The organism is Stenotrophomonas sp. FR012, from assembly GCF_047520565.2.
Lineage (GTDB): Bacteria > Pseudomonadota > Gammaproteobacteria > Xanthomonadales > Xanthomonadaceae > Stenotrophomonas > Stenotrophomonas sepilia.
The window spans coordinates 166,112-185,951 of record NZ_JAXBQL020000002.1; the positions used below are offsets into that span (position 1 = coordinate 166,112).

The 19,840-nt window shown below is 67.3% G+C and carries 17 protein-coding genes; 8 read left to right on the forward strand and 9 right to left on the reverse strand.

All coding sequences use genetic code 11. From position 1 onward, the window contains the following. Positions 1-33: 33 nt before the first annotated feature. Entirely contained in the window at positions 34-1,521 is a 1,488-nt protein-coding gene (proP, locus tag ACM0O9_RS04840) for a glycine betaine/L-proline transporter ProP (RefSeq protein ID WP_235649221.1), read from the reverse strand. Positions 1,522-2,089: 568 nt separating this feature from the next. On the opposite strand from proP, the gene ACM0O9_RS04845 reads away from it, so the two are divergent. Next, positions 2,090-2,506, forward strand: a complete 417-nt coding sequence (locus tag ACM0O9_RS04845) for a host attachment family protein (RefSeq protein WP_065177692.1) — start codon at positions 2,090-2,092, stop codon at positions 2,504-2,506. 5 nt (positions 2,507-2,511) lie between these two features. After that, positions 2,512-2,835, forward strand: coding sequence for a thioredoxin family protein (locus ACM0O9_RS04850; RefSeq protein ID WP_065186506.1), 324 nt, complete (start codon positions 2,512-2,514; stop codon positions 2,833-2,835). A gap of 59 nt (positions 2,836-2,894) precedes the next feature. Here ACM0O9_RS04850 and ACM0O9_RS04855 read toward each other — a convergent pair whose 3' ends face one another. After that, positions 2,895-3,140 (reverse strand): hypothetical protein, encoded by a 246-nt coding sequence (locus ACM0O9_RS04855; protein ID WP_065177694.1) that lies wholly within the window; start codon positions 3,138-3,140, stop codon positions 2,895-2,897. A 461-nt stretch (positions 3,141-3,601) separates the two neighbouring features. Here ACM0O9_RS04855 and ACM0O9_RS04860 point away from each other — a divergent pair, with 461 nt between their 5' ends. Beyond that, a complete protein-coding gene (locus ACM0O9_RS04860) occupies positions 3,602-5,953 on the forward strand; it encodes a GH92 family glycosyl hydrolase (RefSeq protein WP_065186505.1) in 2,352 nt (783 codons plus the stop codon). A 143-nt stretch (positions 5,954-6,096) separates the two neighbouring features. Here ACM0O9_RS04860 and ACM0O9_RS04865 read toward each other — a convergent pair whose 3' ends face one another. Together ACM0O9_RS04865 and ACM0O9_RS04870 are read right to left on the reverse strand one after the other, a co-directional pair. Next, positions 6,097-7,470, reverse strand: coding sequence for a sensor histidine kinase (locus ACM0O9_RS04865; protein ID WP_065177696.1), 1,374 nt, complete (start codon positions 7,468-7,470; stop codon positions 6,097-6,099). Beyond that, positions 7,463-8,137, reverse strand: coding sequence for a response regulator (locus tag ACM0O9_RS04870; protein ID WP_065177697.1), 675 nt, complete (start codon positions 8,135-8,137; stop codon positions 7,463-7,465). Before ACM0O9_RS04870 ends, ACM0O9_RS04865 begins: the two co-directional genes overlap by 8 nt. A 62-nt stretch (positions 8,138-8,199) precedes the next feature. Here ACM0O9_RS04870 and ACM0O9_RS04875 point away from each other — a divergent pair, with 62 nt between their 5' ends. The 3 genes from ACM0O9_RS04875 to ACM0O9_RS04885 are packed head-to-tail and all read left to right on the forward strand — an operon-like array spanning position 8,200 to position 13,690. Next, entirely contained in the window at positions 8,200-9,447 is a 1,248-nt protein-coding gene (locus tag ACM0O9_RS04875) for a TolC family protein (protein WP_265329248.1), read from the forward strand. Beyond that, a complete protein-coding gene (locus tag ACM0O9_RS04880; RefSeq protein ID WP_164092811.1) occupies positions 9,444-10,616 on the forward strand; it encodes an efflux RND transporter periplasmic adaptor subunit in 1,173 nt (390 codons plus the stop codon). The genes ACM0O9_RS04875 and ACM0O9_RS04880 overlap by 4 nt, the downstream gene beginning before the upstream one ends. Then, positions 10,613-13,690: an efflux RND transporter permease subunit gene (locus ACM0O9_RS04885; protein ID WP_414603984.1), complete on the forward strand. Its 3,078-nt coding sequence runs from the start codon at positions 10,613-10,615 to the stop codon at positions 13,688-13,690. The genes ACM0O9_RS04880 and ACM0O9_RS04885 overlap by 4 nt, the downstream gene beginning before the upstream one ends. A 165-nt stretch (positions 13,691-13,855) precedes the next feature. Here the strand turns inward: ACM0O9_RS04885 and ACM0O9_RS04890 are convergent, their stop codons facing one another. Further along, positions 13,856-14,599, reverse strand: a complete 744-nt coding sequence (locus ACM0O9_RS04890) for an SDR family oxidoreductase (protein ID WP_188238535.1) — start codon at positions 14,597-14,599, stop codon at positions 13,856-13,858. Between the two features lie 106 nt (positions 14,600-14,705). On the opposite strand from ACM0O9_RS04890, the gene ACM0O9_RS04895 reads away from it, so the two are divergent. Beyond that, on the forward strand, positions 14,706-15,659 hold the full coding sequence (locus ACM0O9_RS04895; protein ID WP_065186501.1) for a LysR family transcriptional regulator: 954 nt from the start codon (positions 14,706-14,708) through the stop codon (positions 15,657-15,659). Between the two features lie 19 nt (positions 15,660-15,678). Here ACM0O9_RS04895 and ACM0O9_RS04900 read toward each other — a convergent pair whose 3' ends face one another. The 4 genes from ACM0O9_RS04900 to dkgB are packed head-to-tail and all read right to left on the reverse strand — an operon-like array spanning position 15,679 to position 18,719. After that, positions 15,679-16,002 (reverse strand): MoaF-related domain-containing protein, encoded by a 324-nt coding sequence (locus ACM0O9_RS04900; RefSeq protein WP_065177703.1) that lies wholly within the window; start codon positions 16,000-16,002, stop codon positions 15,679-15,681. Further along, the gene (locus tag ACM0O9_RS04905) at positions 15,999-16,937 is read right to left on the reverse strand and encodes a cyclase family protein (protein ID WP_111176457.1); all 939 of its coding nucleotides are present in this window, start codon (positions 16,935-16,937) and stop codon (positions 15,999-16,001) included. Before ACM0O9_RS04905 ends, ACM0O9_RS04900 begins: the two co-directional genes overlap by 4 nt. 19 nt (positions 16,938-16,956) lie before the next feature. After that, a complete protein-coding gene (locus ACM0O9_RS04910; protein WP_065186500.1) occupies positions 16,957-17,904 on the reverse strand; it encodes a TIGR03571 family LLM class oxidoreductase in 948 nt (315 codons plus the stop codon). Between the two features lie 11 nt (positions 17,905-17,915). After that, positions 17,916-18,719, reverse strand: a complete 804-nt coding sequence (gene dkgB / locus ACM0O9_RS04915) for a 2,5-didehydrogluconate reductase DkgB (RefSeq protein ID WP_065177705.1) — start codon at positions 18,717-18,719, stop codon at positions 17,916-17,918. A gap of 117 nt (positions 18,720-18,836) precedes the next feature. Between dkgB and ACM0O9_RS04920 the strand changes: the two genes are divergently transcribed. After that, on the forward strand, positions 18,837-19,739 hold the full coding sequence (locus ACM0O9_RS04920; RefSeq protein ID WP_005416723.1) for a LysR family transcriptional regulator: 903 nt from the start codon (positions 18,837-18,839) through the stop codon (positions 19,737-19,739). Positions 19,740-19,840 lie beyond the last annotated feature (101 nt).

Here is a 19,840-nt window from a genome sequence, read left to right on the forward strand (position 1 = left end):
ACGCCATGCGTGGATCGCATTCTGCACCCGGCCTCAGGCAGGCTTCACCTGCTCGGGCTCGGCAACATCCGGCAGCGGCGGCAAGGTCGGGTCCACCGTCACCGGCACATCGCTCTTCAACAGCGCGGCCGCTTCCTTGTCGCTGCCGACGGCCGGCGGTGAACCGCGCAGCGGCAGGCCGGCGGTTTCCTTCACGAACAGCATGGTCACCAGGCCGATCACCGCCGCGCCCATCAGGTAATAGGCCGGCACCAGCGGGTCGCCGGTACGCTCCACCAGCCACGCGGTCACCAGCGGCGTGGTGCCACCGAACAGCGACACCGACACATTGAAGGCGATCGACAGCGCGCTGTAGCGCACCGGGGTGTAGAACAGCGCCGGCAGCGTGGACGGCATCGAGCTGGTGAAGCACACGAGCGCCAGCCCCAGCAGCATCAGGCCCAGGAAGATCAGTCCGTCATTGCCGCTGCCCACCAGCAGCAGGCAGGGCACCGCCAGCACCAGCAGCGCGATGCAGGCGCCAATGATCATCGGCCGGCGGCCCAGCCGGTCACTGAACAATCCGCCGACGATGTTCAGCGGCATCATCACCAGCATCACGATGATGATCAGCAGCAGGCCCTTGCTCTCGGCATAGCCCATGGTGACGCTGAGGTAGCTGGGCATGTAGGTCAGCAGCATGTAGTCGGTCACGTTGAACACCAGTACCAGGCCCATGCACACCAGCAGCTGGCGGCCATGCACATGGAACAGCGCGCCCAGCCCGGGCCGGTCGTGCTCGCGCTTCTCGGCTTCCTCGGCGAAGGCGCGGAACGCCGGGGTTTCCTCCAGCTTCATGCGCATGTACAGGCCGAGCAGGCCCAGCGGGCCGGCCACCAGGAACGGAATGCGCCAGCCCCAGTCCAGCATCTGTTCGCTGCTCAACACCATGTGCAGCGCGGTCACGGTACCGGCGCCGGCGATATAGCCGCCCAGCGTGCCGAACTCCAGCCAGCTGCCCATCAGGCCGCGGTTGCGGTCGGTGGAGTATTCGGCGATGAAGGTCGCCGCGCCGCCATATTCACCGCCGGTGGAAAAGCCCTGCACCACGCGTGCGAGCAGCAACAGCACCGGTGCCCAGATGCCGATGCGCTCGTAGGCGGGAATCAGGCCGATCGAAAAGGTGCCCAGCGCCATCAGGACCATGGTGAACGCCAGCACTTTCTGGCGGCCGTAGCGATCACCCAGCGGGCCGAACACCAGGCCGCCCAGCGGCCGTACCAGGAACGCTACGGTGAACGTGGCGAACGCGGCGATCACCTGCGCGGTGGGATTGCTGGAGGGGAAGAACACCTGGCCGATGGTGACCGCCAGATAGCCGTAGACACCGAAGTCGAACCACTCCATGGCATTGCCAAGTGCGGCCGCGCCGACGGCGCGCTTGAGCATGGGCTTGTCGACGACGGTGATCTCATCGACCTTCAGGTGGCGGCGGCGTTTGAACCAGCCGAAATGGGCGTGTGCCTCGGGGGTGTCCTGCATGGGGCTCCCTTGTAAGTGGAAGAGGTGAATAGACGGTGGGCTAGGTCCCGGAAATCGGAAACGGCGATGCAGGCGCAGGTGGCGCAGGGGCATCGGTGAGTGGCGTGGGGGCCGGGGAATGTGTGCAGGCACGACGCCACGCGCACGGCAACGCACCGCCGCAACGGCGGAAACGCAGCAACAGGATCACTGCGGTCGCGCAGTCAGCGGCCGGAGGTCACAGCAGCGTAGGGAGGGCAGGCCAGAGCGCCTGCGGGCGTCATCCGCCAGGATCCAGCGCGAGGCGGTGGAAGGGCAGGGCGGGAGCCATCGTGGCAAGCGAAGCGCCGGTCGGCAGTGCTTTCCACGTAACAGGTGCGCCCGTCACGTAGTGGGTCATGTCGATCATCCGTTCATCATAACGGCATCGGCGTGAGCATGCAGAGAAGCGGCCTGATCTGCACGCTGTGTTCCATCACGCCTGTTCATCCGCGCAGCGTGCAATGACATGCGTTGAACGAACTCTGGCCGCAGCGCTCACGCAACGCTGTCTACGGTAGCGCTGAACGCAATCGAGAAGGAGCATCGCATGACCCGTCGCATTCCCGAAGGTACGCTGATCATCGTCGCCGATGGTGGTTCGGCCCGCGTGTTCACCAACGTCGGCAACGAACATCAACTGGCGTTGAAGCAGGAAGGCGAACTGCGCCTGCAGGACATCAGCGAGCAGGGTGTCTCCGGGCAGGGGCCGGCCGGTGCGGTGCCGAAAGACATGTCCATTTCGCAGCTCAACGAGGCGACGTTCGCCAAGCAGGTGGCGGAGCAGTTGAACGAAGATGCGCTCAACAACCGCTTTGCACACCTGGTGCTGGTGGCAGACCCCACCACCCTGGGCCGTATCCGCCCGCTGCTGCACAAGGAGGTCCAGGCCCGCCTGCTGGGCGACATTGCCAAGGACCTGACAAACGCCCCGCTGGCGGATATCCAGAAAGCGTTGGCGGCGTAACCGGCATGCCGTTCATGCGTGACTACCTGGCGGCGGAGCCCGCTGGCGCGGACGTGGACGCGCAGGCGGGCTGGCTGCTGCTCGAGTTCGGTGCACCCTGGTGTGGTCACTGCCAGGCCGCGCAGCCCGCACTCCAGGCGTTTGTCGACGCCCACGATCCGGTGCATTGGAAGATCGAGGATGGCAAGGGAAAGCCGCTGGGGCGTGCTTTCAAGGTAAAACTGTGGCCCACCGTGGTGCTGTTGCATGACGGCCAGGAGGTGGCGCGGGTGGTGAGGCCGATCGACAGCGCCGACCTCGCCACCTTGCAGGGCGCATTGCCGGGCTGAGGGCAGCAATCGCTGCGTGCGGTGCGCACGGCGCCGAGCAGGTTCGGCTGCGTCGCGGTCTAGTGATAGGTCACCTTTTCCGCTTCCGCACGCGGCTTCTGCAGCAACGACCGACCATGCTGGCTCAGCATGACCATCGCGTCGGCGATCTCTTTGGCGTTGTAGCCCATCGGTGCGGGTGGCTTCGGCTCGGGGCCGTACTGCTCGCCGATGAGGATGGCCATGCCTTCGGCACTGTTGAGGGCATGTTCGATACGCTGGAACAGCGATTCCATGGCCGGGCTGAGCGGACGCGTGTGTTTCATGCGGAAACTCCTTGGGAAGCGAGGGCCACCGCAAGGGTGGCGGGCGATGCGTGCTTGGAACTCCCGGAAGGAACAGAGAAAACCGGAGGGCCTGACGGCCACACGCAGCGCCCGCCGCAGTTACGACGAGCTATCTCTGTCCTTCTTTTCGGGGGTTCCAATCCCGGCAGCGGGATGTCCGCTGCGGCGCCATTCTGGGCAGATCGAGGCGCTGCGCACCAATTGATGGTTCGTCTCGCTTTGTCCCGCTCCGAAGGCGCGGTCTTTCAGAAGTGCATGTGTGGACATCCACTGCCGTATTGGCACCGATCTGGAAGCGGGAAGCCGGAAGCCTATGAGGCGATTCGTCGTCCGGCCATGCAATTATGTGCAAATCATCGTGCCGGTTCCGGCGGCCGCACTGCAGCATGCGACAGGGCAGGGCCGGTGCTACTCTCTGACCACCACCTGAATCGATCCAAATGCCGATGCCCACGCTGGACCGTCGTCTCCTGATCGCTGTCGCCGCCACGGCGATGTTCGCTTCCGGCCTGGCCAGTGCGGCCCCAGCCAGAACCGCCGCCGACAAGGCATACGCCTCGGTCGATCCGTTCATCGGCACCGGTGGCGAGGGCCACACCTACCCCGGCGCCACGGTGCCGTTCGGCATGGTCCAGCTCAGCCCGGACACGCGTATCCAGCCGCGTGAAAAGGCCTATGGCTGGGCGGCGGGCTACCGCTATGACGACAGCAGCATCGTCGGTTTCTCGCATACGCATTTTTCCGGCACCGGTCATTCGGACCTGGGTGACGTCCTGCTGATGCCGTTCACCGGCAATCCCGGGCTGGAGCGCGGCGATCCGGAGAAGCCGCGCAGCGGTTACGCCTCACGGTTCCGCCACGCTGACGAGAAGGCCGAGCCGGGCTACTACGCAGTCACCCTGGATGACTACAAGGTGCGTGCCGAGCTGACCACCAGTGCGCGCGTGGGCGTGCATCGCTACGCCTTCCCCAAGGGCACCGACGCCAAGGTGCTGCTGGACATGCGTACCAGCATGTACGACTACCCGGGCAAGGTGCTGTGGTCGCGGGTGCGGGTGCGCGCCGATGGCACGGTGACCGGCTTCCGCGAAACCCGAGGCTGGGCGCCGGGCCGCCAGCTGTACTTTGCGATGCGCTTCTCACGCCCGCTGGCCGGGCATGAGCTGCACAACACCGAGCAGGACATCGTCTACAAGGGCTTTCCGCCGCCGGGCGAAAAGGACCCGGCACAGCGCGCCCAGATCGAGGGTCGTCAGCTGGTTGGTACGTTCGCTTTCGGCAAGCTCGATGCACCGCTGGTGGTGAAGGTGGCGATCTCGCCGGTCAGTGAAGCCGGTGCCATCGCCAACCTCGACGCGGAAGTGGCCGACTTCGATTTCGACCGCGTCCGTGCACAGGCGAAGCAGGAGTGGACGCAGGCACTGTCCGTGCTGGACATTGACGCGCCGGAACATGCGCGGCGCAGTGCCTATACCGCGCTGTACCACACGATGCTGGGGCCGACGCTGTTCATGGATGCCGATGGCCAGTACCGCGGCGCGGACAATGCCGTGCACAAGGCCGATGGCTTCACGCACTATTCGACGTTCTCGCTGTGGGACACCTACCGCGCGTTGCACCCGCTGCTGACCTTGGTGCAGCCGGGAAAGCGCAACAGCGACTTCATCAACTCCATGCTGGCCCACCACGAGCACAGCCCCTACGGCATGCTGCCGGTGTGGTCGTTCCACGGCCTGGAGGACTGGTGCATGATCGGCTACCACGCCGTGCCGGTGATCGCCGATGCCTACGTGAAGGGCATTCGTGGCTTCGATGCCGACAAGGCGCTGAAGGCAATGGTCGAGACCGCCAATTACGGCCCTTACGACGGCATCGCGCAGTACCGTGAGCTGGGCTATGTGCCGATCGACGAGGAAGGTGAAGCGGCCAGCAAGACGCTGGAGTACGCCTTCGACGACTGGACCATCGCACGCATGGCGCAGGCCATGGGCAAGGCCGATATCGCGGCGACCTTCGACAAGCGCGCAGGCAACTGGCGCAATGCCTTCGACAAGGACACCGGCTTCATGCGCGCGCGCAAGCGCGATGGCAGTTTCCGCACGCCCTTCGACCCCAGCGCCAGCGGCTACGGCACCGACTATACCGAGGGCAACGCATGGCAGTATTCGTGGTACGTGCCGCAGGACGTCGCTGGCCTGGCCGCCGCGCACGGGGGCAGCGACAAGCTGCTCGCGCGCCTGGACGAGGTGTTCAACGCCAAGGTGGATCCATCGATCTTCGAGCACATGGAAGACATCACCGGCCTGATCGGCTGGTATGCGCACGGCAACGAGCCCAGCCACCACGTGGCCTACCTGTATTCGTACGCCGGCCAGCCGTGGCGCACCCAGGCGCGGCTGAAGCAGATCATGGATACCCAGTATGCCGACCGTCCCGATGGCCTGGCCGGCAACGATGACGTCGGCCAGATGTCGGCGTGGTATGTGTTCACCGCGCTGGGCTTCTACCCGGTGGCACCGGGCTCGGGCGAGTACATCCTGGGCCGTCCGTTCCTGCCCAGGACCGCGATTCGTCTGCCGAACGGCAAGACGTTCACCATCGTGGCCGAGGGGCTGGATGACGCGCACACGTATGTGGGCAGCGTGACGTTGAACGGCAAGCCGCTGCAGCGTACCTTCCTGCGCCACGACGAGATCCTGGCCGGTGGCGAACTGCGCTTCAGCATGCAGGCCGAGCCGAACAAGGACTGGCCGGGGCAGGGCGCGCAGGCGCCCTATTCGATGAGCCGGTGACGCGCACTCGGTAGGTGCCGACCTTGGTCGGCACGCTTCACGGGTGACCAGGAACCTGTGGAGCCGAGCCCATGCTCGGCTCAGGCATCGTGCCAGGAGCAGCCGAGCATGGGCTCGGCTCTACAAGGGCGGTTCAACAGCGCTCATCGGAACCGCAACCCCACCCGCGCACCGCCGATCGGGGCGGTATCAATCATCAAGGTCGCGCCATGCCGTTGCGCGATCTCGGCCACAATCGCCAGTCCGAGCCCGCAGCCGTCGCCCTCGCTGCTGGCCCGGTAGAAGCGTTCTGTGACGCGCGCGCGTTCGGCTTCGGCGATGCCGGCGCCGTCATCGTCCACCCATACCTGCACGCCGTCGGTTCCCTGCCGAACGCCGAGGGTGATGACTCCGGGCGTGGCGCCGTAGCGCAGCGCGTTGTCCAGCAGGTTGCCCAACGCCTCGCGCAGCAACTGCGCATCGCCCTGTAGCTGCACGCCGTCGTCGGGTCCGTCGTAACCCAGGTCCACGCCCGCAGCCAACGCACGGTCAGCGTAGCGCTCGACCACGCCACGCGCCAGCGCGGCCAGATCCAGAGGCTGCAGCGGCAGTGCGCTGCCCTGTGGATCTTCCGAGCGGCTGAGCATCAGCAGCTGGTTGACCAGGTGCTGCAGCCGTGCCAGCCCGGCCAGCGTGCCGGACAACGCCAGCTGCTGGGCCTGCGGATCCTGGTGGCGGAGTGAGCTCTCCAGCTCCACCTGCATTGCCGCCAGCGGCGTGCGCAGCTGGTGCGCGGCATTGCTGACGAAGCGCCGTTGCGCGGCCTGCATGGCGTCCAGTCGTTGCAACAGCGCGTTGTAGGCCTCCACCGCCGGCCACAGCTCGCGTGGCGCCTCCTGCGCGGGTTCCAGGGGCGCCAGTGGGTCCGGGCGGGGGCTGGCCAAGCGCCGCGCCACCTGGTTGGCATGGCGTGCGGCCGCGCCGGTCCCGGACCAGGCCAGCCACGCGGCAAGCGTGAGGATCGCAGCCTGGAACGGGATGCTGGTCAGCAGCAGCTTGCGCTCCAGCCGGTGGCGCTTGCGCAGCGTCTCGGCTACGCGCAGCCGGATATCGTGGCCCGGTCCGGCACTGACGAGGACTTCGACCATGCGCACCGGCTGCCCGCGCAGGCGCGCATCGTAATAAACCGCGTCGTCGCTTGATGCGGCGGTGGCCGGGCGCGGCAGCGCTTCGGCCAAGTCGCCATACAAGCGTCCACCCGCAGCATCGACCACTTCGCCATGCACTTCGTCGGCGGTGTCCCAGCTGAACATACGTGACACCGCGGGCGTGATCTCGATTGATGCATGACCCTCCTGTACCGTCACCAGCTCGGACAGGGACATCGCCGAGTCCAGCAGCCAGCGGTCATAGACCTGACCGGCGTAGAAGCGCGCCAGCGCGAAGGAACCCACCGCGCTGCACATCAGCAGCACCAGCAGCGGCAGCCACAGGCGGCGCAGCAGCAGGCTCCGCAGGCTGTGCACGCGCTCAGTCACCGCTGGCCTCCAGGCGATAACCCAGGCCACGCAGCATGCGGATGCCGACGCCGGCACGCGCGTGTTCCAGCTTGCGGCGCAGGCGACTGACATGCACTTCGATCACCGACAAGCTGGCCTCGTGGTCCCAGCTGTACAAAGCGTCGAACAGGCGCTGCTTGGTGACGGTGCGGCCGGGATGCTGCATCAGTGCTTCGACCAGCGACAGCTCGCGGGCGGTCAGTTCGATGCGCTGGCCGTCCACCTGCGCCTCATTGCGGATGCTGTCGAAGCACAAACGGCCCAACCGCTTCTGCGCCGGTGCGTCGCTGCGGCGACGCGACAGCGCACGCAGGCGGGCTTCCAGTTCCCCCAGTGCAAATGGCTTGGCGAGATAGTCGTCGCCACCCCGGTCGAGGCCGAGGATGCGGTCCTCCACGCCATCGCGCGCCGTGAGGATCAGCACCGGCAGGGTGACACCGTCGTTGCGCAGGCGCGAGAGCAGGTCGAGGCCATCGACGTCGGGCAATGAAAGGTCGAGCACCATCACGTCATATGGCGCGCTGGCCAGTGCAGCGGGTGCATGCAGCCCGCGCGAGAGGTGGTCGCACAGATGACCCGCGCCCTGCAGGGCACGGATCAGTCCATCGGCCAGGGCGGCGTCGTCTTCGATCAGCAGGATTCGCATTGCAAGCTTCGTGCAAGGTTGGGGCAAGTTTGGCGCAAGTGCGTCACCTTACCGTGACGCGCATGAACTTCTTCCCTTGCCTTGCGGCTGTGTTGGCCGCCCTCCTGTGCGCACCTGCGGCGTCGGCACTTTCCCTGCAGGAGGCGCAGCGCGCCATGGAAGCACACAACCCGGACCTGCGTGTGGCGGCACTGGCGCTGCGTGGCGTGCAGGGCGACGCGCAGACGGCGGCGCTGCGTCCAGCGACCGAGCTGTCGATCGGCACCAGCAAGCTCAGCCCCAGGCACGGCGTCGGCCCGGGCCGCTGGCAGGACAAGCGGATGGACAGCACCGTGGGCCTGGGCTGGACCTGGGAACGCGGTGGCAAGCGCGCGTTGCGTATCCGCCAGGCCGATGCGCTGCTGGAGGTGGCCGGGCTGGAGATGCTCGATGCGCGGCGTCGCCAGCAGGTGGCGCTGCATGAGGCCTACTTCGGCCTGAAGCGCGCGCAGGAGCGGGTGCAGATTGCCGAGGCCAACCGCCAGAGTTCGGCCGAACAGATGGCGGCAGCCGACAAGCAGGTTGCCACCGGGGCGATGGCGCCGGTCGACCGCGCGCGGCTGGCGGTGGACGACCTGGCGGTGGCCGACGCGGCGCGCGAGGCGGCCCTGGATCTGCGCGATGCACGGCATGCGCTGGCCCTCCTGCTCGGGCGTGACGACAGCGGTGACCTCAGCGCCGATGATCCCTGGCCGGACCTCGCAGGCGTTGCCGCAACGCGCGCGTTCGATCCGCAGCAGCGTGCCGATCTGCGCGCAGCGCGTTCGCGCCTGGCCGCGGCCGATGCCGGTGTAGCACTGGCGCGCAGCGAGCGCCATCGCGATGTCCAGCTGGGTGTGGAAGCCGAACGCGAGCCGACCGACATCAGCGGTGTGACCTGGGGCGTGTCGTTGACCATTCCACTCGGTGGCCCATCGCGTGCACGCGGCGCGATGCAGCGTGCCGAGGCCGACCGTGATAGTGCGGCGCTGGAACTGCAGGTGCTGCAGCGCGAAGCGCGCGCCGAACTTGACCTGCTGCAGGCCAGCGCGCAGTCCGCCGCGCAGCGCCGCAGCGACTACGAAGGACTGCAGTCCGACGCCGCGCGCAAGGCGGTGCAGGGCATCGAACTGGCCTACCGGCGCGGCGCCGCCAGCCTGACCGATCTGCTGGATGCGCGCCGCAGCTGGCGCGAATTCGAGGCCGCGTTGATCGAAGCGCGTGCCGACCATGCCATTGCCCTGGCGCGCTGGGAAGCGGCCACATCCGTTGTTGAAGGAGAGTCCCGATGAAGTCCACCGTCGCCCGTCGCCTGCGTGCGCGACATGCCGTGCTGCCGGCCCTGCTGGCGCTGGCCCTGCTGGGCGGCTGCGGCCGCGAACCGGCGTCGTATACCGAGGACGCGCCGCAGGTCAGTGCCGGCCAGATCCAGTTTCCAGCCGGCAGCCGCCAGCTGGACGTGCTGCGCAGCGAGGCGGTGACCGCCGGCGCCAGCGCCAGCCTGCAGCTGCCGGGCCGGGTGGCCTGGGACGAGACACGCTCCAGTGCACTGCGCACGCCGTTGCCGGGTCAGGTGGCGCGCATCGAGGCGCAGCCGGGGCAGAGAGTGAAGGCAGGGCAGGTGATCGCCTGGATCACCTCGCCGGAGTTCGGCCAGGCCCAGGCCGAGGGCGCGCGTGGCCGTGCCGAACTGCAGCAGGCACGCAAGGAGCTGGAGCGCACCCGCGAGCTGCACGCCGCGGGTGTGGCGTCGGGCCGTGAACTGGATGAAGCCGAAGCGAGCTTTGCCGGCAGCCAGGCCGATCATGCGCGCGCGACTGCATTCGCCCGGGCCTATGGCAATGGCCAGCGCGTGGACCAGCTCCTGCCGCTGCGCGCCCCCATCGATGGCGTGCTGGTGGAGCGGCGGATGAATCCGGGCATGTCGGTCAGTCCCGACAGCGAGCAGCCATTGGCAGTGATCGGCGATCCGGACCGCCTGTGGCTGCTGCTGGATGTTCCTGAAAGCCTGGCAGGGCGGTTGAAGGCCGGCATGCAGGTGAGCGTGCCCGGCGCCGATGGACAGCCGCTGCAGGCGACCCTGCAGCACGTGGATGACTTCATCGACAGCGAACGCCGGGTGGTGCAGGCGCGTGCCGAGCTGGACAACCGCGCACGTGGCTTCAAGGCCGGGCAGTACGTGCGCGCCCAGGTGGCGTTGCCGTCCGAGGGCGGTGTCTCGCTGCCCGACGCCGCGGTGTTGCTGATCGACGGAAAGCAGGTGGTGTTCGTGGAGGAAGGCAAGGGCCGCTTCGTGCGCCACGCGGTGCACGCCGAGGAGCTGGGTGACGGCCGCCTGTGGGTGCGTGAAGGCCTGGCGCCGGGCAGCAGAGTGGTCGTCGAGGGTGGCCTGCTGCTGCAACAGCTGGTGGACAGCGCGCCGGCAGCCGTCAGCACCGGCACGGGGCGCGCCGCGCCATGATCGATCGCCTGATTGCCTATTGCCTGCGCCAGCCGCTGATGGTGATGCTGGCGCTGCTGCTGTTCATCGGCGCTGGCATCGCCGCGTTCCGCGTGCTGCCGGTGGAAGCCTTCCCGGATGTGTCCGACACCCAGGTGACGGTGGTGTCGCTGCACCCGGGCCGTGCCGCCGAAGAGGTCGAGCGCGAGGTGACGATGCCGCTGGAAGTGGCGCTGTCTGGCATTCCGCATTCGGTGCGGGTGTTCTCGCACACCCAGTTCGGCCTGTCGATGATCATCCTGACCTTCGACGACAAGGCCGATGACTACTTCGCACGCCAGCAGGTGCTGGAGCGCCTGCAGGGCGTGGAGCTGCCAGAAGGGGTGACCCCGGAGCTGGAGGCGATGAGCTCGGCGGTGGGCGAGATCTACCGCTATGTGCTGAAAGGCCCGCACCTGACCCCGACCCAGCTGCGCACCGTGCAGGAATGGACGATGGAGCGTAGCCTGCGCACCGTTCCTGGAGTGGCCGATGTGATCAGCTTCGGTGGCTTTGCGCGCACCTTCCAGGTCAAACCGGATTTGGACAAGCTGCGTGACCGCGGCATCAGCCTCGGTGAGTTCGCCGAGGCGCTGGAGAAGGGGAGTTCGAACGCGGGCGGCGGCTATGTGGAACGCGGCCAGCAGCAGTTCCTGATCCGCGGCGTCGGTCTGATGCGTTCGCCGGCCGACATCGGCAACGTGGTGGTCGCGCAGCGCAGAGGCACGCCGATCCTGGTGCGCGACCTGGCCGGCATCGCCGATACCGGCCTGCCCCGGCAGGGCCTGGTCGGCCAGGATGACAACGACGATGCGGTGTTCGGCATGGTGCTGATGCGCAAGGGCGAGAACCCGTCCGACGTGCTCGATGCCCTGCATGCGCGCATCGCCGAGATCGAAGCGAACCAGCTTCCGGCCGGTGTCAGCATCGAGCCGTTCTACGACCGCTCGTGGCTGGTCTCGACCACGCTGAAAACCGTCTTCCGCAACCTGCTGGAAGGCGCAGTGCTGGTGTTCCTGGTGCTGTGGCTGTTCCTGTACAACGCCCGCGCCGCGCTGATCGTGGCGGCGATGATGCCGCTGGCCCTGCTGTCGACCTTCCTTGGCCTGCATCTGTGGGGCGTACCGGCCAACCTGTTGTCGCTGGGTGCGATGGACTTCGGCATCATCATCGATGGCGCGGTGATCGTGACCGAACACATCGTGTCGCGGCTGTCGAAGCTGCCGCCGAACGCTGACAGGAAGACGCGCTTCTCTACCGTACTCTCGGCAGCCTCCGAAGTGGGGCGCCCAACGTTCTTCTCGATGCTGATCATCATCGCCGCACACATCCCGATCTTCACCCTGCAGCGCCAGGAGGGCCGAATGTTCGCGCCGATGGCGTACTCGGTGACCTCGGCGTTGATCGGTGCGTTGATCCTCGCACTGACCGTGGTGCCACTGTTCTGCTACTGGTGGCTGCGCCGCGACCGCATGCGCGATGGCAATCCGCTGATGGACCGCCTGACCGGCTGGTACAAGCCGATCCTGGAGCGTGCATTGGCCCGCCCGCGTGCGGTGGTACTGACCGCAGTTGCGCTGCTGGTCGGCACGCTGGCATTGGGCACCCGGTTGGGTTCGGAGTTCCTGCCCGAGCTGGACGAAGGCTCGATCTGGTTGACCGCCACGCTCGACCCGAGCACCAGCCTGGCCGAGGCGCAGCAGCAGTCGCGGCGCATCCGTGAGCTGGTCGGCACTTTCCCGCAGGTATCGACCGTGGTGGCCAAGTTGGGGCGCCCGGAAGACGGATCCGATGCCAAGGGCGCCAACCAGATCGAGGCGCTGGTGGCGTTGAAGCCTGAGAAGGAATGGCCGAAGGGCGTGGACAAGCGCCAGCTGGTGAGCGATCTGCAGCGCACCTTGGAGCAGCGGATTCCCGGGCCGGAGTTCTCGATCTCGCAGCCGGTGCGCGACAACATCCTGGAGAGCATCTCGCAGATCAAGGGCCAGGTGGTGATCAAGGTCAGCGGCTCGGACCTGGATGTACTGAACCAGCACGCGCAGGCGATCCTGGGGCAGGTGCGTGGCGTGGAGGGCGTAGAGAGTGCCTTCATTGATCGTGACGGCTCATTGCCGCAGCTGCAGATCGAGATCGACCGCGATCGTGCGGCACGCTATGGACTGAATGTGCGCGACATCGACGAGGTGATCGAGACCGCACTGGGCGGGCGCCAGGTTGGTGAACTGTGGGAAGGTGACCGCAGGTTCCCGATCACGCTGCGCCTGGACGACGCCGACCGTGACCTGCAACGGTTGCGCACGGTGCCGGTGGGCATTGGCGATGGCCACACCGTGACGCTGTCCGACGTGGCCGAGTTCCGCATGGCCAGTGGCGCGATCAACATCTCGCGTGAGAACGCACAGCGGGTGAAGGCGGTGAGCATCTTCATCGCCGGCCGCGACATGGGCAGCGTGGTGGCCGACATGCGCAAGCGCGTGGACGCCAGCGTGCAGCTGCCGGACGGCTACCGGCTGGAGTGGTCTGGCGAGTTCGAGAACCAGCAGCGTGCGATGGAGCGGCTGGGCTGGGTGATTCCGCTGTCGGTGCTGATCATCTTCGTGCTGCTGTTCGATGCCTTCAAGGACATCAGCAGCGCTGCGCTGATCCTGGCCAACGTGCCACTGGCGATGATCGGCGGCATCCTGGCCCTGTGGCTGACCGGCATTCCGCTGTCGGTGTCGGCGGCGATCGGTTTCATCGCGTTGTTCGGGCAAGCAGTGCTGAACGGGGTGGTGATGCTCAGTCGCTTCGCCCAGCTGCGCGAGCAGGGCATGGACCTGCTGCAGTCGGTGGTGCAAGGTTCGCTGCAGCGCCTGCGCACGGTGCTGATGACCGCACTACTGGCGATGTTCGGCCTGCTGCCGATGGCCACCTCGCATGCGATTGGTGCCGAGGCGCAGAAGCCGCTGGCGGTGGTGGTGATCGGCGGCCTGCTGTCGGCGATGCTGTTGACCCTGCTGGTACTGCCCACGCTGTACTACTGGGTACACCAGCGCCGCGAGGCCCATGGCGCCTGACCTGACGGTAGCGCCGAGCCCGCGCTCGGCTGCATCTGGCCTTCGCGCGAAGAGCAGCCGAGCATGGGCTCGGCTCTACACCGGCTTCGCGTCCTGCGTGGATTCGATCAACCGCCACGGTTTCCCAAGCAGATCCACGCCATGCGTGGATGCCGTCCGCGCGACCTAGACCATCCCACCGTTGGCGCGCAGCACCTGGCCGTTGATCCATCCGCCATCGGCACTGGCCAGGAACGCCACCGCGCCGGCGATGTCTTCCGGCGTACCCAGCCGCTCCAGAGGATTCATCTTCGCCAACCGCTCGATCAGTTCCGGTGACTTGCCGTCCAGGAACAGGTCGGTGGCGGTCGGGCCCGGCGCCACCGCGTTGACGGTGATGTTGCGCCCGCGCAGCTCCTTGCTGAGGATCGCGCCCATCGTTTCCACCGCCGCCTTGCTGGCCGCGTACACGCTGTAGTTCTCCAGCCGGATGCCGACCACGCTGGTGGACAGGGTGATCAACCGGCCACCGTCGCGCACCCGTCGTGCACTTTCGCGCAGCACATTGAAGGCGCCCTTGAGGTTGATGCCGATCACCCGATCAAACAGGGCGTCGTCGGTGTCGGCCAGCGGCGCCAGCTGCAGTACGCCCGCGCTGTTGACCACCACGTCGATGCCGCCGAAGCGGTCTTCGATGGCATCGAACAGCTGCCGCACCGCCTGCGGATCGGCGACATCGGCCTGCAGCGCGATGGCCTGTGCGCCGGCTGCGTTGAGTTCGGCCGCCAGCGCTTCGGCGTCGTCGCGGCGCCCTGAATAGTTGATGGCGATAGCGTGGCCATCGGCGGCGAGCCGGCGGGAAATGGCGGCGCCGATGCCACGGGAGCCGCCGGTGACCAGGGCGACAGGGCGGGCGGGGGAGAGGGTCATGGTGGCTTCCAGTCGGGCACGCCGGAGTGGCGCAGAGCCATCTTCGCGACATTGCCCGTTCGGATAATCCTGCATAATCCGCCAACATCATCCGGATCACCGAACAATGGATCGCTTCACGGCCATGCGCGCCTTCGTCCGTATCGTCGAGCGCCGCAGCTTCACCCGGGCCTCCGAAGACCTCGGCCTGCCACGGGCCACGGTGACCGACGCGATCAAGGCACTGGAAGAGCGGCTTGGCGTGCGCCTGCTGCACCGGACCACGCGGCGGGTGGTGCCAACGCTGGAAGGCGAGGCCTTCTATGGCCGTTGCCTGCGTCTGATCGCCGACATGGATGATGCGGAGGCCGCGTTCCGTGACGCGCCGCCGCGCGGCCCGTTGCGCATTGAAGTGCATGGCACGCTGGGCCGGCACCTGCTGTTCCCGCACCTGCCGCAATTCCTGCAGCGCTACCCCGAGATCGAACTGGAGGTCAGCGAAGGCGACCGCTATGTTGACCTGCTGGGCGAAGGCGTGGATGCGGCGTTGCGGGTCGGGACGCTGGCCGACAGCGATCTGGCGGCGCGCCGGTTGACGATGCTGCGCGAGGTGACGGTCGCCTCGCCTGGCTACGTGCAGGCCAGGGGCGTGCCGGGCAGCATCGATGCCCTGCAGGACGGCCACCAGATGGTCGGCTACCGCTCCAGCGCCAGCGGCCAGCTGATTCCGCTGGAGTTCCAGCAGGGCGGGCAGGTGCGCTACCTGCCGCTGCCGGCGCGGGTGCGTGTGTCGGGTGCGGACGCGTTCCTTGGCGCTGCGCTGGCGGGCCTGGGCATCATCCAGGCACCGCGCTACCGGATGGACCCGTATATCGCGCGCCGGCAGCTGGTGGAGCTGCTGCCGGAGGCGCCGCCGACGCCGAGTCCGTTGAGCCTGGTCTACCCGCGCAATCGCACGCCGTCGCCCCGGTTTCGGGTGTTCATCGACTGGGTGGCCGGAGTGTTCGACTCGTTCGAGGATGCCGGCCAGCGGCCGGCTCTACCGACACAGTACGCGAAGCTGTCCGACCGGAGGGGGTAGTGCCGGCCGCTGGCCGGCATCACAGCGCTGCCAACGGCCCCTGCATGCGATGGAAGCTGCCATCGGTGGCGGTGAACCAGGCCAGCGAACGCCCGCCCACGAAATCGTCGACATGCACGACCGTAGCGCCATCGGCTTCCTGCCACGAAATGGCATAGACCCCGTCGCTGATCCGCTGCCACTCGCAGGCGGCTTCGCCCTGCGCACCGGCATGGGCGCCGGAGACGATGGCGTACTGCACGTGGCGGCCATCGGCGCTGTAGACATTGTCGGCGGCCAGGCCGTCATAGCTGACGCGGAAGCGGCGGCCGGCGAACACGGGAAGGTCAGCGGCGGTGTTCATCGGATCGCCACCGGGTTGATGTTCACCTGGGTCGAGCCGACGTACAGCGGCTGGCCGAGCACGAACAGGAATTCCCAGGCCTTGTCGCGCACCAGCGCCCGGCTGTCGATCAGCTCCAGGTTGTAGATGCCGCGCTTGGCCAGCATGTACTGGTTGATCGGAAACTCCTCGGCACCGTCCGGGTTCGGGTAGACCTCCGAGGCCCAGGTGTCGCCACCGAAGGCGACGATGCCCTGGTCGGCCAGCCACTTCGCCGCCTCCATGCCGATGCCCGGTTCCACTTCCAGGAACTGTTTGTCGTCCTTGCCGATCAGTTCCAGCCAGCCGGTGTTGAACAGCACCACGTCGCCCTTGCGCAGGCTCAGGCCCTGCTTCTTCAGCACGGCCTGGATGTCGGCCACGGTGAACTCGGTGCCGCCGGGCACGATCGCCTTGCCGTAGTACGCGGTCATGTCCAGCACGACGCCACGGGTGACCATCGGCGGCACCTTCTCGACGCCGAGCTTGCGCACCCCGTCCACGGTGACGAAGTCGGCGGCCTTGTTGCCGTTGTAGTAGACGTTGTCGATGCCGATATGGCCGATACCGTTGAGCTGGGTGCCAACGCCGGTCCAGGCGTTCACCAGTTCATCGTTGAAGGTGAACCTGTTGGGGCCCAGCGACTTGCCAGCCTGCTGGCCGACCTGCACGTTGTACAGGCGGAAGCTGCGGTGGCGGAACGCGGGCAGGTTCTTGTCCACCGGCACCGCCAGCGGATAGGTCTTGCCGGTCCTGACCAGCGAGACCGCGTGCTTGACCACGTCCGCGGTCAGCAGGTTGGCCGCGCCGATCTCGTCGTCGGCGCCGTAGGCGGAGGGATACCAGTCCTCGGCGGTGGCCTGGAAGGACAGCGGCAGGGTGGCCAGCGCAAGCGCGGCCAGGGTCTTCATCTTCATGGCAAAGCTCCGGTAACTGTCAGGCCGTCGCGGCGGCGCGGGCATGGGCCGGGAAGTGCGGCAGCACGTACTCGGCGATTTCGTGGAAGGTTTCGGCCAACGGCCGTTCATTGCGGCGGAACTGCAGGCCGATGTGGTCGACACCGGCTGCCTGCATGGCGTGCAGCTCGGCCAAAAGGGCGTTGCGGCCGCCACGCAGGCCGAAGCGCCAGCGCTGCAAGGGGGCATCAGCATCGGCCACCAGGTCCAGGTGGATGAAGCTGGCATACGGCTTGTTGCCGGCCACGGCGCGCCAGGCCGCCACGCGCTGCGCATGGTCCTGTGGCGTGCCCGGGTAGGCCAGGCAACCCTCCATGTGCTGGCCGATCCATGCCGGTTGCTGCTGGGCCAGGCCGGCCACGAACAACGGCAGGGCCGGGCCACCTGCGGGCAGCACGTCCAAGCCCTGCGGCAGGTGCGCAGCGGCGCCTTCGCGCAGCAGTGCGATCTGCTCGCGGAAGCGGCGGCCACGGCTGTCGAAGTCGCGGCCGAACAGCGGGTACTCCACCGGGCGGTCGCCACTGGCTACGCCCAGCAGCAGGCGGTCGCCGCTGAGCCGCTGCACGCTGCGCGCCGACTTCAGGGTCAGCAACGGCTCCCGGATCGGCAACACCACCGCACCGGTGCCCAGCAGGATGTGCTCGGTGATGCCGGCCAGGTAGCCGAGGTAACTGAATACCTCGAACACCTGCGCCGCATCACCGAAGGCCGGGTCGTACACCGGCACGTCGCGTACCCAGAGCGCACGGAAGCCGAGGCGGTCGGCCAGCCGTGCCAGTTCCGCATGGCGCTGCAGGTCCGGTTCGCCGGGCAGGCGTCGCGCGGCGCGTCGTGCCTGTTCGCCCAGCGGCGTCCAGTCATTGTCCAGCGGTGCCTCGATGCCGATGCTGAAGCCACCGGCCTGCAGACGCGTCAACGCACTGCCCATGGCGAGGCGCCTCAGTCCCAGTCCGGGGCCAGGCCCGGCGGATCGACTTCGCGGCCGTTGCGGTCAAGCGCGGCGATCGCGGCCATGTCATCGGCATCCAGGTGCAGGTCCTGGGCGAGCAGGTTGCTGGCCAGGTTCTCGCGCTTTGTCGAGGACGGAATGACCGAGTAACCCCGCTGCAGGGCCCACGCCAGCGCGACCTGGGCCACGGTGGCCTGGTGCTTGTCGGCGATGCCGGCCAGCACCGGGTCCTTCAGCACCTTGCCGTAGGCCAGGGTCATGTAGGAGGTGACCGCGATTCCCTGCTCCTGCAGGAAGGCGGTCAGCGCCGGGTTCTGCAGGTAGGGGCTCAGTTCGATCTGGTTGGTGGCGATCTCGCCGGTGCCGACCACCTCGATGGCCTGCCGTGTCAGTTCGATGTTGAAGTTGGACACACCGATCTGGCGGGTCAGGCCCAGCGTCTTGGCTTCAGCCAGTGCGGTCATGTATTCGCGCAGCTCAACGCCATTGCCCGGCGCCGGCCAGTGGATCAGCAGCAGGTCGACGTACTCGGTGCGCAGCTTGGCCAGGCTGTCGCGCAGGCTCGGGATCAGTTTGTCGGCAGCGTAGTTGTCGACCCAGATCTTGGTGGTCAGGAACAGCTGGTCGCGTGGCACGCCGGATTCGGCGATGGCCTGGCCGACCTCGGCTTCGTTGCCGTAGATCTGCGCCGTGTCGACGGCACGGTAGCCGACGTCAAGCGCGTTGCGTACCGAGTCGATGACGGTCTGGCCGCTCAGGCGGAAGGTGCCGACGCCAAAGGAAGGAACGCTCATGATGGACTCCAGGGATTTCGTTGCGAGCCGGCGGCTCGGGACAGGGCGAAGTGTGGGCGCTTTACATTTGTTGATTAAGCCGTGTATATGGGAAATGCTTTTGCGGCGAGGTAAATAATGAAAACCACCTTGGATGAGCTGAAGGCCTTCGTGGCGGTGGTCGATGGTGGCTCCATCACGGCGGCGGCCGAGGCGCTGGAGCTGACCATCTCGGCCACCAGCCGCACCCTGGCGCGGCTGGAAGACAAGCTGCAGACCACCCTGCTGCGGCGGACCACGCGGCGGCTGGAACTGACCGAGGAGGGCGCGGCGTTCCTGGAGTACGCGCGCACGATCCTGGCCACGGTGGACGAGGCCGAGGAACAGATGGCGGCGCGGCGGCTGCAGCCGGTCGGGCGCCTGCGCGTGGACGCGGCCACGCCGTTCATGCTGCACGTGATCGTGCCGCTGCTGGAGGGCTTCCGTGATCGCTACCCGCAGGTGGAGCTGGAGTTGAATTCCAACGAGGGCATCACCGACCTGATCGAAAAGCGCACCGATGTGGCGTTCCGCATCGGCGTGCTGCGCGATTCCACCCTGCATGCGCGACCGATCGGTCACAGCCGCATCCGCGTGGTGGCCAGCCCCGAGTACCTGCGACGGCACGGCACGCCGACGCGCGTGGAGCAGTTGCGCGAGCACGACCTGCTGGGTTTTACCCAGCCCAGTTCGTTGAACGAATGGCCACTACACGATGCCGATGGCGGGCCTTTCGTGATCGAGCCGGCGATCGCTTCATCCAGCGGCGAGACGCTGCGGCAGATGGCGGTGGCCGGGTTGGGCATCGCCTGCCTGTCCGACTTCCTGACCCGTCAGGACCGGCGTGATGGCCGCCTGGTGCAGCTGTTGGCCAGGCAGACGCAGGAGGTGCGGCAGCCAATCAACGCGGTGTACTACCGCAACACCGCGCTGGCTGCGCGCATCACCTGCTTCGTCGACCATGTGACGCAGACGCTGGGGCAGCGTCCGTTTGACGAATAAGGAGGGGTAGAGCCGGCCGCTGGCCGGCTGCCGGGAGTGCATCAGTAGATCCACGCCATGCGTGGATGGTGTTTTCCGTCCGGCCAGCGGCCGGCACTACC

Coding starts and splice junctions, on each gene's coding strand:
- proP (WP_235649221.1), bottom strand. CDS start 1,521: ATGCAGGACACCCCCGAGGCACACGCCCATTTCGGCTGGTTCAAACGC.
- ACM0O9_RS04845 (WP_065177692.1), top strand. CDS start 2,090: ATGACCCGTCGCATTCCCGAAGGTACGCTGATCATCGTCGCCGATGGT.
- ACM0O9_RS04850 (WP_065186506.1), top strand. CDS start 2,512: ATGCCGTTCATGCGTGACTACCTGGCGGCGGAGCCCGCTGGCGCGGAC.
- ACM0O9_RS04855 (WP_065177694.1), bottom strand. CDS start 3,140: ATGAAACACACGCGTCCGCTCAGCCCGGCCATGGAATCGCTGTTCCAG.
- ACM0O9_RS04860 (WP_065186505.1), top strand. CDS start 3,602: ATGCCGATGCCCACGCTGGACCGTCGTCTCCTGATCGCTGTCGCCGCC.
- ACM0O9_RS04870 (WP_065177697.1), bottom strand. CDS start 8,137: ATGCGAATCCTGCTGATCGAAGACGACGCCGCCCTGGCCGATGGACTG.
- ACM0O9_RS04875 (WP_265329248.1), top strand. CDS start 8,200: ATGAACTTCTTCCCTTGCCTTGCGGCTGTGTTGGCCGCCCTCCTGTGC.
- ACM0O9_RS04880 (WP_164092811.1), top strand. CDS start 9,444: ATGAAGTCCACCGTCGCCCGTCGCCTGCGTGCGCGACATGCCGTGCTG.
- ACM0O9_RS04885 (WP_414603984.1), top strand. CDS start 10,613: ATGATCGATCGCCTGATTGCCTATTGCCTGCGCCAGCCGCTGATGGTG.
- ACM0O9_RS04890 (WP_188238535.1), bottom strand. CDS start 14,599: ATGACCCTCTCCCCCGCCCGCCCTGTCGCCCTGGTCACCGGCGGCTCC.
- ACM0O9_RS04895 (WP_065186501.1), top strand. CDS start 14,706: ATGGATCGCTTCACGGCCATGCGCGCCTTCGTCCGTATCGTCGAGCGC.
- ACM0O9_RS04900 (WP_065177703.1), bottom strand. CDS start 16,002: ATGAACACCGCCGCTGACCTTCCCGTGTTCGCCGGCCGCCGCTTCCGC.
- ACM0O9_RS04905 (WP_111176457.1), bottom strand. CDS start 16,937: ATGAAGATGAAGACCCTGGCCGCGCTTGCGCTGGCCACCCTGCCGCTG.
- ACM0O9_RS04910 (WP_065186500.1), bottom strand. CDS start 17,904: ATGGGCAGTGCGTTGACGCGTCTGCAGGCCGGTGGCTTCAGCATCGGC.
- dkgB (WP_065177705.1), bottom strand. CDS start 18,719: ATGAGCGTTCCTTCCTTTGGCGTCGGCACCTTCCGCCTGAGCGGCCAG.
- ACM0O9_RS04920 (WP_005416723.1), top strand. CDS start 18,837: ATGAAAACCACCTTGGATGAGCTGAAGGCCTTCGTGGCGGTGGTCGAT.